Here is a 14,452-nt window from a genome sequence, read left to right on the forward strand (position 1 = left end):
TACGTGCCAACCAAGTGGAAAATCAGTCAAATACCTTGTTTTCGTCCTTTGACAGTGAAGAAATTACCTTCTTTGCTGACTTAATCCTCCCAATCCCGGTTCCAAAATTGTTTACCTATCGGGTTCCAAGAGGAATGGCCGACGTACTCAAAATTGGTGCCAGAGTGATTGTACCATTTGGTAAGAAAAATAGCCGGGTACTTACGGCTGTGGTAGCCAAATTGCATAATTCACCACCTACGGCATATCAGGCACGTTATATCAGTGAAGTTTTGGACGAATATCCGTTAGTGACTGGGTATCAGCTGGAATTGTTTCGGTGGATGGCCGAATACTATATGTGTTGCATTGGCGATGTGATGAATGTTGCCTTACCGTCGGGGCTTAAAATCTCGAGCCAGTCGAAAGTGCAGTTCAATCCTGATTTCGATTATCCTGAACTGCTGACCGGATTCGAAGATGTGCTTCTGACCGAACTCAAAAAGCATCCAGCCCTCTCTTACGAAGAATTAGGCCGACTGGCGGGCGATGGTACCAACGTACCCGCCTTGATCAAATCGCTGGTAGGTAAAAAAGCGGTTATCGTATTCGAGGAAGTCCGGGAAAAGTACATTCCCAAAATGATTCGAAAAGTCAGGCTGCACCGGGACTACGAGGAGCGGGAACAACTGCTTGCGCTGATTCAGCGGCTCGACAAACTGCCCAAACAGCAGGAAGTTGTGATGCGGTATTTGCAACATGTGCCCATGCAGCGAGACCCTGCTTTAAATCAGAAAGGACTGGATAAAACGATCCTTAACCAGGACGACGAACTGTCGCAATCGTCGCTGTCGACGCTGATCAAAAACGGTGTATTCGAAACCTTTGAGGTTATTCAGCCCCGGTTTTCCGACAATCTGGCTCCACAGGTAGAAATCCGCCTGACCGATGCCCAGCAGACGGCTTCCAATCAGATTATGCAGCAGTTTGCTCAGCAGAACATCGTGTTGTTCCACGGGATTACGGGCAGCGGTAAAACCGAAATTTATATCGACCTGATTCAACAGGCGTTGCTGGGGGGATCACAGGTACTTTACCTGCTGCCCGAGATTGCGCTGACCGCCCAGATTGTGGTACGACTCCAGCGGGTTTTTGGCGACAAAATGGGCATTTACCACTCTAAGTTTTCAGATAATGAACGCGTTGAGGTCTGGAAAGGGGTGGTTTCGGGGCAGTATCAGTTTGTGGTGGGCGTACGTTCGTCGGTATTCCTGCCCTTTGATAACCTGGGGCTGATTATCGTCGATGAAGAGCACGAAACGAGTTATAAACAGCACGATCCGGCTCCTCGCTATCATGCTCGTGATGTAGCTATCATGCTGGCTCACTGGCAGCAGGCCAAGGTACTACTGGGTTCGGCTACGCCCTCGCTCGAAACCTATTTCCAGGCCAAACAGGGCCGATACGGGCTGGTAGAACTCTTTCAACGGTTTGGCGATGCCACGTTGCCCAATATTGTGCTGGTCAATACACAGCAGGAGAAACGGCAAAAGACGATGAAGAATGAATTTTCGTCGGCCCTGCTGGGTGCGCTGGAAATGAACCTGGAGCGAAAAGAACAGAGTATCCTGTTTCAGAACCGACGGGGGTATTCACCGTATATGCAATGCGAAGACTGCGACTGGACCGCCGAATGTCAGAACTGTGCCGTCAGCCTAACCTACCACCAGCGCGACGCCGAACTGCGCTGTCATTACTGTGGCCATAAGGAAGCGGTACCCCGCACCTGCCCGACCTGCGGGTCTACTAAAGTCAAGACGATTGGTTTCGGAACGGAAAAACTGGAAGATCAGCTTCAGATTATTTTCCCTGGTTCACGGGTGTTACGCATGGACCTGGATACAACCCGTGCCAAAAATGCCTATCAGCAAATTATCCAGGAGTTTGAAGGGGGGCAGGTCGATGTTCTGGTTGGTACGCAAATGATTACGAAAGGGCTAGACTTCGACAACGTAAGCCTGGTCGGTATTTTCGATGCCGACCGCCTGATTCACTTCCCAGATTTTCGGGCTACGGAGCGTGCCTTTCAGATGCTTACGCAGGTCAGTGGCCGGGCTGGCCGACGAGCCGGTCGGAAGGGTACTGTGCTGATTCAAACCAATAATCCGCAGCAGCCTATTCTGCAAAAAATCATTACCAACGACTACAAAGGACTCTACGAAGAAGAAATTCAGGAGCGACAGGACTTCAACTATCCCCCTTTCTCCCGGCTCATCAAACTGACCATTCGTCATACCGATAAACTCATCAGTCATCAGGCTGCCGAACGCTTGGCCGCCGAATTGACGGATGTACTGGGCAGTAGCCGGGTGCTGGGGCCCGAAGAGCCCCTGGTCGAACGCATCCGCAACCAGTTCCTGTTCGACATCCTGGTCAAAATCGAACGCGATAAGGTGAACATCAAAGCCGTAAAAACCTACATTCAGGATCGGATCAACGATATCCTGATCGACAAAGGGTTGCGACAGGTAAGTATCGTGGCCGATGTGGATTGTTTGTGAGAAGAAAGCCCGTTTTCAACGATTCAATCCAGGATCAGCAAAGGGTAAATCTTAATAAACGCATCCTTCTTCATACCACATATTTCTGAGAATAACTCAGTTTCAGAATGCCACTTAAGATTAAGGAAACACCTCCCCTTTTATTCTCTTTTCTTTTCAAAGATATAATTAGACAACAAAATATTATCGGAAAGATCACCACTATTGGTCTGTATTAAGCGATACCCTTGCAGCTTAAGCAAATTAAATACTTTAGCTATTGTTGAAAGATTTTCGTCTGTCGTTTTTTCCGTGGTGCGTCTTAAATTAATATACCAGGTTTCCGTTACACCGTCTGAAATTGACAGCTTAGATGAATAGCCCGATCCGCTTATTACTTCGAAAGTGCGTACAATAAGGATGTCTGCTTTAAACTCTTTCAGATCTTTCAACCTCAGTTCTACCTGAGTGTTTGCCTCTCCCTGTCCAAAGGCAACTGTTGAATAAAAAGAAATAAATACAGCGACAAAAAACATATAGAGTTTCATATACTTAGAGTTCTGCCAATAGTATGTGCCTTTTGTGTCGATTACACTGGTTGGTGTACATTTCACCTATGTACCTTCATGCTGTAGGCCAATTTATCAACTTAGACAGAAAAAAAATCTTTAGCACATCCGCTAGGTTATACAGCCCTAACACGTTTCCTGTAAAATTTTGCTGAATACTACCGTTTTTTAAGGCATCCTGGTTAGCACAGTTGAGTAATAGCTGCTCAAACTATCGTTCGGTTAATAAACCACTTTACCTAAGGGAGATTAGCGCAAAAGGCAAGGTTATTTTTGAGATCGGTTTCCTCATTGAAATTAATAGAATTTTCCTTTAAATACTGTTTAACAACCGGTTTGTTCTTAGCGAATAAGTGCAGGAAACCGGCTTGGCTTGCCGGATGAAATTTACCATTGTTATCCCGTAATTTGAACTCAGCTTTTTTTGAAAATAACATATCACTGTGGGCGTCTAACCGGGCCAATGACCCATTAACCCCTGAATAAGTAGTCGTTGTTCGTATCGCCGAAGCTCCCGTCGACTGTTTATAACCGCCTTCCTTTTCCCGGTCAATCAACACCATTGTATGCTTAATCAGCAATTTAGCGGAACGATATGTAGATACCAGTTGCCAATAGGTCTTTGGGTACTCGTAATAAAACGAGTCTGGCCCAATAACCACAAGTTGAACGGTGGGATCATTTTCCAGCGCCAGTGTATCACCAGCCGCGTTGATGAAATGCATCTCATTTAAAAAAAGATTATAGTTGAACCTGGCCGTTGACGACTTATTGGATGCATAAACTAGCTTCCCCATTGTAAATTCAGGGTATTGGTAGCGCTCATTGACCGAAAGAGAATTAGTCAGGTTCTCCCCCGCTTTTACCCGGATATATTGATTGTTTTGGGCAGCGACAATAGACTGTACACCAATCAACAGGAGACAAACGAATGATATAATCCTCATAGCAGAGAGTAATAAATAGTATAACGCTATCGTAACGTATTCAACGAGTTACTAGATCTGGCCGAAAATCTCTAAAGACTGACCTTGTATATCAATTACTCTCAAAACAAGCTAGTTATGCACAAAATGTCCATATAGGACCGGTTTTTATCCAGTTGGCTATATTGCTGTAAAATCAAAGGGTATCGACCATCATTTCCACCGCCACAAACATCCGATCTATACTCTCTGATGATTAAGGCTTTTAACTCTTCCCGTAAAATTTCGCTGAATACCACCGTTTTTTAGGGCATCCGGTTATTTTTGCACCGGCTTTGGCCGATTTTGCCCAATTTTTCCCATCCTATGTCTAAGAAAACCAAAATTGTGGCCACCGTTGGCCCGGCTTCCGAAACCAAAGAACAATTGCTGGCATTAGCCAAAGCCGGGGTAAATGTGTTCCGACTCAATTTCTCCCACGGTACACACGAAGACCACCTGATGCGGCTTACCCGTATCCGCGAGATCAACGAAGAGTATAACCTGAACCTCTGCGTGCTGCAGGATCTGCAAGGTCCCAAAATCCGCATTGGCAATGTTGAGAATAAAGATGGCGTTATGATCGTACCCGGTCAGGAGTTGGTCTTTACCAACGATGATATTATGGGTACGGCCGACCGCGTCAGTACACCCTACAAAGACATGTACAAGGACGTTCATCCGGGCGAGCGTATCCTGATGGACGATGGCAAGCTGGAAGTTCGCGTTCTGCGGACCGAAGGCACCGATGTAGTAACGGAAGTGGTGTATGGTGGCTCCATGAAATCTAAAAAAGGAGTGAACCTGCCCAATACAAAAGTGTCGATGCCCGCCGTAACCGACAAAGACTGGGCCGATCTAAAATTTGGGCTGGAGCATGAGGTTGAATGGATTGCTCTCTCTTTCGTACGGGAAGCTTCTGAAATTCTGGAGATTAAAGAGTTTATCAAGTCACAGGGAAAGAAATGCCGGGTTATTGCTAAGATCGAAAAACCTGAAGCCATTCAGAATATCGACTCAATCGTTGCGGCTACGGATGGGCTGATGGTAGCCCGTGGTGACCTGGGCGTTGAGTTGCCAGCCGAAGAGGTTCCGATGATCCAGAAAATGCTGGTAGAAAAGTGTAACAAAGCGGCTAAGCCCGTCATTGTGGCTACGCAGATGCTCGAAAGCATGATCGATGCGCCACGACCCACCCGCGCCGAAATCAACGACATTGCCAACTCGGTACTGGATGGAGCCGACGCCGTCATGCTCAGCGCCGAAACGGCCTCGGGCAAATACCCCATACTGGCCGTTGAAAGCATGGCTAACACCATCCGGCAGGTAGAAGCCACCACCGACAAAATTTACTATCGCTACCACGCCCACGTCAACGAGGAGCCTACGCAAAACGTCCTGAACGACAATGTGGTGATGAGCGCCTGCCGACTGGCCCGCGATACCAAAGCCAAAGCCATCATCGGCATTACGAACTCAGGCTATACGGCTGTGCGCATCTCGCACCACCGCCCCAAGGCTGATTTATACGTCTTCTCCAACGATCCGCAGTTACGCAATACGCTAGGCTTATATTGGGGTGTGCAGGTGATGCCGTATGAACCTGATCTGGACTTAACTGTCGATCAGACTGTTGAAGGTATCAAACAAACCCTAATTAGCCAGGGCAAGCTCCAATCAGGCGATATTTTTATTAATACCCTAAGTATGCCATTAACGCAATCTCGTCGGACCAATACTGTGAAATTGAGCATGGTCGATTAGTACCTATTACGAATACCGAGTTCTATTCTTGTCAACAAACCAGGCCAGCATCTTTACGATTAAGATGCTGGCCTGACTGTTTTTGTGGCTAGTAAAAATTGTATTCTCACAAACAAAATTTTATTTAATTCAACAAACTCCCTAAAAAAGTTGGCCAAATACAATATAGAGGTAATTTTATCGCTTCAATTGCTTTCTTAACCATATTATCCTGTAACCTTTTTCACCTGATGGTTTCAGAATCTGTCCGTAGTCTGCTCGACGTATACCGCACAAAGCTGAACACCTACGACGAGGTATTGGGCGCGGATGGTACCATCAAATTTCATTGGCAGAAACTCTTCTCATCCTTAGAAAAAATCGGGTCCGAAGAGCTGAGAAACCGGGCGCAGGAGATCAAAAATAAAATTCGTGAGAATGGCGTCACCTACAACATCTACCAGCGTCCCGACGGCCTCAATAGTCCCTGGAAGCTGGATTTGATTCCGTTCTTAATTGAACAGCGAGAATGGCAGGCGATCTCGAAAGGCTTGCAGCAGCGGGCCATCCTGCTCGATCTGATTCTGCGCGATATGTATGGCGAACGGAAGATGTTGAAAGATCGGGTGCTTCCTGCCGAATTGATTTATACAAACACCGGTTTTTTTCGCTCCTGCTATGATGTAAAACTACCGACGCAGCATCAACTGGTTATGTACGCAGCCGATATGGCACGCGGTCCCGACGGGCGGATGTGGGTTGTCGACAATCGAACACAGGCTCCATCGGGTTCGGGCTATGCGCTGGAAAACCGGGCCATCGTCAGCAAAATCATGCCTGAGCTGGCCCGGGATATGTACGTAGGGCGGTTGTCGCCTTTCTTTACGCAGGCCCAGCAATCCATTTTTAAAGTATTCCGCGAAAAATCAGATTACTTAAACGTCGTTTACCTTACTCCTGGCCCCAACAACGAAACCTATTTCGAGCAGGCCTATCTGGCTTCTTATTTAGGGTATACACTGGTTCAGGGCGATGATCTGGTCGTAAAAAATGGGGTCGTCTGGGTAAAGGCCATCGATGGGCTTCAACGGGTCGATATTATTATCCGCCGGATCGACGATGAATGGTGCGACCCGCTCGAATTACGGATTGATTCTAAGCTGGGCGTTCCGGGTTTACTACAGGTCATTCGGAATGGCAACGTCATGGTAATCAATCCGCCTGGTACCAGCGCCGTTGAAAATTCAGGGTTCAATGCCTTTTTGCCATCGTTATGCCGTTACTTTCTGGGCGAAGAGTTGATTCTACCATCGGTTGCTACCTGGTGGTGCGGTCAGCCAAAGGAATTAAAGAGTACGCTGGCGAATCTGGACAGCCTGATCATTAAAAAAGCAAACCGCAAACAGGTATTCCGGTCGGTATACGCCAAAGAGCTTTCGAAAGAGCAGCTACAGCAGCTCCGGGAGCAGATTCTGCAAAATCCGACCGAATATGTGGCTCAGGAGGAAGTTAGTTTTTCGACTACCCCTACGTTTGTCGATGGGCAGATCGAACCGCGCTATGCCGCTATCCGCGCTTTCCTGACGGCTACGCCCAATGGCTATCAGGTGATGGAAGGTGGACTAACCCGAAGTTCGGCCCTTAAAGACAAATTCACCTTCTCAAATCAATACGGCAGTGTGTCGAAAGATACCTGGATTATTTCGGATGAAGCGGAGGTAATCCGGGAACGCGTCAAACTACCCAACTCGGTTTATCAGCAATCGCAGGCTTCCCTACCGAGCCGCAGCGCCGAAAATCTGTACTGGGCAGCCCGTTACAGTGAGCGGAGCCTGAGTGCCACCACCTTTCTGATGATCACCCTGAATACCCTGAGTTTACAGCGCAATTTCGGTAATCAGAACAAGACGCAACACATTGAAATCCTGCTAAAAACGGTCTCGAACCTGATTCAGATTCAGCCAAGCTTTTCGGACGAGAACCGGGAGGACTTCAAAAATCCGTTTCCCATTATTGCCGAAAGTATTGCCAACAGCAACAAAGGAGGTACGATAACCTGGTCGGTGAATTCGTTTTTACGAGCGATGATGGCCGTCCGCGAACGCTGGAACAACGTAACCTGGCGAACAATCGATGTCATTGAACATATCAGCCAGAAACTTCAGCAGATTCAGGCTACTCATAACCCCAACGATATTCAAAATACCCTGAATAGTTTGCAGAGCAATCTGTTTACCTTCTACGGGATCATCAACGAATCCATACCCCGCAACAACGGCTATTACCTGTTCGAAACGGGCAAATTAATCGAACGGATTCTCTCAAAAATCACGATTCTCCGCTCCATATTCAGTATCAGAACCGAACCGATCATCGAAAGTGAATTGATGGAGATTGTGCTGATGAATCATTTTGCCTTATCGCACTATCGATCAATCTACAAAACCAATCTTGAAAAAGAGTATGTGCTGGATATGATTTTGCTTGACCGGCAAATTCCTTCTTCACTGACTTATTTACTTGATTCACTGGACTATAGCATCAGCCAGCTCCCCCAAACATCCGAACGATTAAGCAAATCCCGAAAAGCAATTCTAGAAGCTGTTACCCAGATCAAGCTGATCGATGTAGCCGAAATTTCGTCTGTCGAACCCAGCTCTCAGGCTTATGAGAAACTCAGTATTATTCTATCGCAGGTATATGAGCTGATTGCCTCCGTTTCCAACTACACCGCCAATCAATATTTCAATCATACCGCTACGCAACACTCGATTACCGAAACCATTGTCGACATCGTAAATGACTTATAGAGTATTTCATAAAACGCAGTATGATTACAGCAAAAACGTAAATAATTACCATGGGCTGGCGTGCGTCATGCCCAAAAATCTGGCTTATCAAACCTGCCGTGATTTTTCACTGGCAATCTACCCGACTCCCGATGAGCTTGATTCACGTACGGATTTTTATGGCAATACCATCCATTATTTTTCAATTTATAAGCCGCATAACAAACTCGTCATTATTGCCAAAAGTACGCTCCAGACGCACACAGTAAACTCGCCAGCTTCGTTGCTGACCAATGCCGAAGTCAGGGAACGGTTGCGAACCGATCGGTCGCTTCGCAACGAGTTGCTGGATTATATACTTCCCAGCCCTTTTGTTCAGTGGGACGATGAAATCCGGCAATTTGGCGTCAATTGTTTTAAGGATGATCTACCTTTTTACGATAGCGCCCGACTCCTGTGTCAGAAAATTTATACTGCGTTTACCTACGTCCCCGGCTTTACGACCATTTATACACCCCTAAAAACGGTATTACGGGAAAGAAAGGGCGTTTGTCAGGATTTTTCACACCTCGCCATTGCCTGCCTGCGAAGCCTGGGTTTTGCAGCCCGCTATGTCAGTGGTTATCTGGAAACACAACCACTTCCTGGTACGCCTAAACTACAAGGTTCCGATGCCACTCATGCCTGGGTTTCGGTGTACGTACCAGAAATTGGCTGGTGCGATTTCGACCCGACCAACGACCTGATTCCGCAGGAACGGCACATTACCACCGCCTGGGGACGCGATTTCGGGGATGTTTCTCCCCTGAAAGGCATCATTTTCAGCACGGGCAAGCACACGTTTCAGGTCGAAGTCGACGTAGTGCCTATTTAATGCCCGGACTTTTTATAAATCTAAAAAGCCGCGAAACCAAAGGTCATCACGGCTTTTCGGTTCTTACTGAAAATAAGAACGTTGGTAACAATAGCTGTATGTGTATAAAGCGAAAACCTAGGCTTTTTGTTTTTTTGACTTAGCCGGTTTTTCAGCGGCCGGTGCCTCAGGAGCCTCTTCAACAGCTTCCGTTGCCTCTGGTGCTTCTTCCGGCGCTGCTTCAGCCGTTACCTCAAATACTTCCGGAGCATACTGGCTCAGGATGCCATACCAGCTTATAAGTTTCTTAATATCAGCCTGACGAACACGCTCGCGGTCGTAGGTTGGTACTACAGAAGCCATAAATTCAGCCAGTTCATCGGCAGACCCTTTAGGATCGACCGACAACGCATCACCATATTTTTCACGGATGGCCAGCAGAACCTCACTTAGGGGTATCGATTGTTCTTTGCTATCATCATCGACATAAATAGAAATATCATTAAGGACCGACACGCGGGCTGTTGGGCCCATCATGGTTTTAGCCTTTTTATCGTCCAGTGACTCAACAATAACGCCCGCCCGGCCTGGTTTCAAAATTCGGTAAAGGCCGCTGTAGCCAGCCACATTAGCAATTTGTTTTAATGCTTCCATAGAGAGACTTAGTAATTTGGTAACGCGTATTCCAATAAGTGTATTGCCTGTTTAAAGAGCGAAAGAGTGAAAGAGTGAAAGAGTGAAAGAGTGAAAGAGTGAAATGCTACTTGCCATTTTTTCGCTCTTTCGCTCTTTCACTCTTTCGCTCTTTGATATAGTCTTCATTCAGCGGTCGGATAAACGACAGGATGTCTTCGCGACCGGCTCCTGTAACGGCAGAGGTCACAAAAAACGTCGGTGCTTCTTCCCAGCTTTCCAGCAATTTGGCCTGGTAATTTTCGAGTGTAGCCTGCAATTTCATAGCACCTAGCTTCTCGGTTTTTGTAAAGACAACCACGAATGGAAGCCCTCGATCGCCCAGATTCTCCATAAAATCAAGGTCAATTTTCTGGGGTTCAATCCGCGAATCGACTAGCACAAAAATGCAGAGTAAGTTAGGTCGGCTGGTTAGGTAGCCGGTGATGAGGGCAGCAAATTTCTCCCGTTCCGTTTTGCTCACCTGTGCGTATCCATAGCCCGGCAAATCGACCAGATACCATTCATTGTCGATAATAAAATGATTGATCAACTGCGTTTTGCCCGGCTTCCCTGAGATCTTGGCTAAACCCGAACGGCCCGTCAGCATATTGATCAGCGAGGATTTGCCGACATTAGATCGCCCAATAAATGCGTACTCCGGCCGGTCGGGCGCAGGGCATTTGGCGGGGTCGGAATTACTGACAAAAAATTCAGCTTGCTTAACAGGCATACGAACAGGTCATTTATTGCCATTATTCGTCATTGATTGGCATTTATCGTTACAGTACGAGGAATGACCATTTAATGACAATCAATGACCCATAATGACAGATTATGGTTGAAACGGCTGCAAAGTTCGGAAAGATTACCGAGAATGGCACATCATTTGTATTTTGAGAAGCAGACTATTAATTTGCTTCAGAAATAAGCGATTAGAAACGAAAATCGCTTACCGATGCGTTATAGACAGAGAAAAACCATTAAAAGACCACCGGGGTGCCGGTTCAATCATGAAAAAAGTTTTTTGGCTACTTGCGCTATTACTGGTAGGAATCGCTTCTTTACCAACTCAGGCTGGCTCCCATCCGACCCGTACTAACCGAGCTGGCAACCACAACATTGCGCCTAAAAACGATGCAGAAGGCATTCAGTTTACAGAAACCTCCTGGAGAGAAGTGCTGAAAAAGGCGAAGGCTGAAAAAAAGGTGATCTTCCTGGATGCTTACGCTAGCTGGTGTGGCCCCTGTAAGATGTTGCAGAAGAACGTATTCACCAAAAAAGCAGTGGGCGATTTCTACAACAGCAAGTTCATCAACGTAAAAATGGACATGGAAAAAGGGGAAGGGCCAGCGCTGTCGCAGGTGTACCCACTCGAAGCCTATCCAACATTGCTATTTATCGACGGTAATGGTAAAGTGCTGAAAAAAGTACTGGGCTATCAATCACCCGAAGACCTGATTGCCATTGGCAAGAGCGTTAAGTCGGGAGCCATGTAAGCATTTCCAAATTAACAATTTGGCAGCAACAGGTCGGCGAAAACCGACCTGTCGCTTTTTTATACTAGCTGATCTGCTGAATTAGACGGGCCATAGCCGAATTGATAGCCTGCCGTTGAAATTGTTTTTTAAATTCGGTACGAAGCAGGGTGGTGTAAGGTGTCTCTTTTAGTTGCCTGATCAGGCTCGCTACATCGCCGGGCGGAAATACGATGGAATTGGGCAGGTATGTGTCTACAAATTTTGCGGCATATCCCGCTACACCTGCCAGAATCGGTTTATCAGTAGCCCCATACTCAAACAACTTGGATGGTAGTACACGCCTAAAAGCCGACATATCGTTCAGGTGTACGAACAGGTAATCGGCCGCCTGATATTCAGCCAGTAGTTTTTCACGAGAAACGGGTGGGCGTAATTCAACAGTTGACAGGGCATTCGTTCGGATCGCCTTTTTCAACTTCGACCGGGCTCCGCCATCACCGATAATCACAAACCGGTACCCCGCTCCCAATTGCTGAGCCGCCTGCGGTATAATCGTATCAAGCCCCTGTCCTTCGCCAATGTTACCAGCGTAAAGAATCTTTTTGACCGCACTGTCCGTTGCCACGTTTGCCACGGGAAAGTTAGCAAACAGCGTATCGATACCGTTGGTAAAATAGCTATACGTTGCCTGCGAAAACGGAGCAAAATAGTCGCGGAAGCCCTCAGAAATCAGATTGATGTGCCGAGCGTATCCAAATGTAAACCGTTCAACAGCCCGCAATAGAGGATCAATCAGCAACACCACCGGCCAAAAAATCCATCGACGCGTTAAAACGTCCCGAATAGCTTCCCGAAATAGATCTCGAATGTCTAAAAACAAAGCAATGCGGTACCTACGGCTTATTCGTGCCCCTAAAAATGCGGTAAACAGCCGCGACGAGGAAGCCACCACCAGATCGTAACGGTGATGTTTCGTTAATTGACTGGCCTGTCGATAATACGTAGTAAACGCAAGAGCCTGGTCGATAAAGCCATTTTTATGTCGGGGAACTCTAATCCGGTGAACAACGATAGCAGCCCCCCCATGATACCACTCTTCATGGCTGTTGGTTATCAGTGGGTACGATGCGTACCGATTTGGATGGGTTGTAAGGACATGAATCGAGTCGGCCGGGGTTAACTGACTGGCCAGTTCATTGACCAGCGATGTATTGCGGGAAGCCCCCGGACCCAGGTCGGGCTCGAAATAAAATGTCAGATAAAGGATATTCATTCGCTGAGTAGAAAAGTCGTTTCCAGGCGGTTGGTAAAAGCGACTTCAAGGCACTGTCCCGGACTAATCTGATTGAAACCATCAGCTCTGGAAAACGTTGAGACGCGATACTTGAGTTTAGTATCGGATTTCAGCCGGATTTTTATCGAACCGGCCTGAACAATATCCCCTACCAGTTGCAACACCAGACCTGGCTGAAAATGGTAACGGGCAATACCCAATTGTCCACATTCAGCCTCTGTATGCGCACTCAGTAACGAATCGGTGATGATAATCTGATCTGGGGCCAATCGCCAGGTTCGCTGATGCAATACATTCATGAACCGGTAGCCATCATGACGAGCCGTCAACTCCGTTTCATTATCGACAAATAACCGCACCCTTGCCCGGCGACCTACCCGAAAGCTCGCCCATACTTCAGATGAGTTTCTGTTTTTGATCGTAACCGTATTATGGGCAATCGTACTTCGCTCCCACGATCGTTGAGCGCCAATTTCATACGTCGAAGTACCCGCATCCACCATGACGGGCAGATTATCGACATATAGGATGAACGAAAGCGTATCGGCATGTGCATGACCAGACTGATGATCTTGCCCAATAGCACCCACGTTCGCAAAAAGTTCATAGCGGTTCTGCCGAAACATCCGGTAACCACTTTCCCGTAACTGCACCTCTTTTCTGACCAGTTCAGGAAAAATGGCTTTCGCTTTTTCATCCAACTGTGCTGTAGTCGGCGCCATTCCTAGTGCCGAGTCGTTAACCAGAGGGACATCTCCATTGCGAAACGTAACACTATGTAGCCAGGCCAGCATTCGGGATGCTGTCTTCGTCAGAAAATGCAGCAATCGGGGGTTATTATACCAGGAGTTGGTCTGCAATATCTTCAGGGTATCGAGCAATCGGTTGAGCAGGATTTGGTGATAAACCGGACTACGCTCATCATGCCCACCATCGGCCAGAATTTGCCGGGTCAATTCCCGCGTAAGCAATCGATCAGCTTTGGCTGCCCAGCGGTTATTTCGAAAAAAAAGCGAGACCGTGAGCAACGCAAACCCATTCTCTATCAAATGATTTCCGCCCAAATGATATTCCATTCGCTGATTCAGCAACCTAACCTGGGCAAACAAATGCCGGTTGATAGCGTCATCCTGAATCTGATGCTTGCTCAGAAAACAAACCCAGTTCATGATCCGTAATGATGTTGGATAAGACTCCAGACCATCCTGCAACGAGGTCGTCTGGGCTATAAAATCACGTATCAGTATCAGGCCAATTTCGGGCCTCATCTGCGGCTGATTCAGGAAGTCGAAATAGTTGAGATGATACGTCCAGAGCTTACCCAATTGGCTATAATTCCAGTTAACCCATGTGGAGAAATAAACGGACTGGTTCAAAAACGTAAACGCACCAGGTCGCCATGAAAGCGGCTTATCGGCGTCGGGCACATCGAGAAAATACCCAATGCACTCCTTCCCGGAAACTTGCAGCCTCCCCCAGCCCTGTAATCGGTACCGCAGCTGATAAAGCACCTGCCGGGCCGACAGATGCCGTATTGTTCGCCAAATCAGACCAATACGGTTCATAG

11 protein-coding genes are annotated in these 14,452 nt (G+C 47.2%); 5 read left to right on the forward strand and 6 right to left on the reverse strand.

Annotation, left to right across the window (positions count from 1 at the left end):
* Window positions 1-14: 14 nt before the first annotated feature.
* Window positions 15-2,540 carry a replication restart helicase PriA gene (gene priA, locus ACYVFD_RS19670; RefSeq protein ID WP_461092155.1) on the forward strand — a complete coding sequence of 842 codons (2,526 nt, stop codon included), beginning with the start codon at window positions 15-17 and terminating at the stop codon, window positions 2,538-2,540.
* Between the two features lie 140 nt (window positions 2,541-2,680).
* Here priA and ACYVFD_RS19675 read toward each other — a convergent pair whose 3' ends face one another.
* The gene (locus ACYVFD_RS19675; protein ID WP_461092156.1) at window positions 2,681-3,067 is read right to left on the reverse strand and encodes a hypothetical protein; all 387 of its coding nucleotides are present in this window, start codon (window positions 3,065-3,067) and stop codon (window positions 2,681-2,683) included.
* 260 nt (window positions 3,068-3,327) lie between these two features.
* Window positions 3,328-4,035: a hypothetical protein gene (locus ACYVFD_RS19680; protein ID WP_461092157.1), complete on the reverse strand. Its 708-nt coding sequence runs from the start codon at window positions 4,033-4,035 to the stop codon at window positions 3,328-3,330.
* 345 nt (window positions 4,036-4,380) lie between these two features.
* Between ACYVFD_RS19680 and pyk the strand changes: the two genes are divergently transcribed.
* The 3 genes from pyk to ACYVFD_RS19695 all read left to right on the forward strand — a co-directional run bounded on the left by pyk (window position 4,381) and on the right by ACYVFD_RS19695 (window position 9,459).
* Window positions 4,381-5,817, forward strand: a complete 1,437-nt coding sequence (gene pyk / locus ACYVFD_RS19685; RefSeq protein ID WP_461092158.1) for a pyruvate kinase — start codon at window positions 4,381-4,383, stop codon at window positions 5,815-5,817.
* Window positions 5,818-6,047: 230 nt separating this feature from the next.
* On the forward strand, window positions 6,048-8,606 hold the full coding sequence (locus ACYVFD_RS19690) for a circularly permuted type 2 ATP-grasp protein (protein WP_461092159.1): 2,559 nt from the start codon (window positions 6,048-6,050) through the stop codon (window positions 8,604-8,606).
* The gene (locus ACYVFD_RS19695; protein WP_461092160.1) at window positions 8,596-9,459 is read left to right on the forward strand and encodes a transglutaminase family protein; all 864 of its coding nucleotides are present in this window, start codon (window positions 8,596-8,598) and stop codon (window positions 9,457-9,459) included. The genes ACYVFD_RS19690 and ACYVFD_RS19695 overlap by 11 nt, the downstream gene beginning before the upstream one ends.
* Window positions 9,460-9,576: 117 nt before the next feature.
* Here the strand turns inward: ACYVFD_RS19695 and ACYVFD_RS19700 are convergent, their stop codons facing one another.
* Window positions 9,577-10,092: a DUF5606 family protein gene (locus tag ACYVFD_RS19700; protein WP_461092161.1), complete on the reverse strand. Its 516-nt coding sequence runs from the start codon at window positions 10,090-10,092 to the stop codon at window positions 9,577-9,579.
* 106 nt (window positions 10,093-10,198) lie between these two features.
* A complete protein-coding gene (gene yihA / locus ACYVFD_RS19705) occupies window positions 10,199-10,843 on the reverse strand; it encodes a ribosome biogenesis GTP-binding protein YihA/YsxC (RefSeq protein ID WP_461092162.1) in 645 nt (214 codons plus the stop codon).
* Between the two features lie 280 nt (window positions 10,844-11,123).
* Between yihA and ACYVFD_RS19710 the strand changes: the two genes are divergently transcribed.
* Complete coding sequence (locus ACYVFD_RS19710) at window positions 11,124-11,609, forward strand: thioredoxin family protein (RefSeq protein WP_461092163.1); 486 nt, start codon at window positions 11,124-11,126, stop codon at window positions 11,607-11,609.
* A 64-nt stretch (window positions 11,610-11,673) separates the two neighbouring features.
* Here the strand turns inward: ACYVFD_RS19710 and ACYVFD_RS19715 are convergent, their stop codons facing one another.
* Together ACYVFD_RS19715 and ACYVFD_RS19720 are read right to left on the reverse strand one after the other, a co-directional pair.
* Window positions 11,674-12,864 carry a glycosyltransferase family 4 protein gene (locus ACYVFD_RS19715; protein ID WP_461092164.1) on the reverse strand — a complete coding sequence of 397 codons (1,191 nt, stop codon included), beginning with the start codon at window positions 12,862-12,864 and terminating at the stop codon, window positions 11,674-11,676.
* Window positions 12,861-14,450: a heparinase II/III domain-containing protein gene (locus ACYVFD_RS19720; protein WP_461092165.1), complete on the reverse strand. Its 1,590-nt coding sequence runs from the start codon at window positions 14,448-14,450 to the stop codon at window positions 12,861-12,863. The genes ACYVFD_RS19715 and ACYVFD_RS19720 overlap by 4 nt, the downstream gene beginning before the upstream one ends.
* Window positions 14,451-14,452: the final 2 nt, after the last annotated feature.

The organism is Spirosoma gilvum, assembly GCF_054776815.1.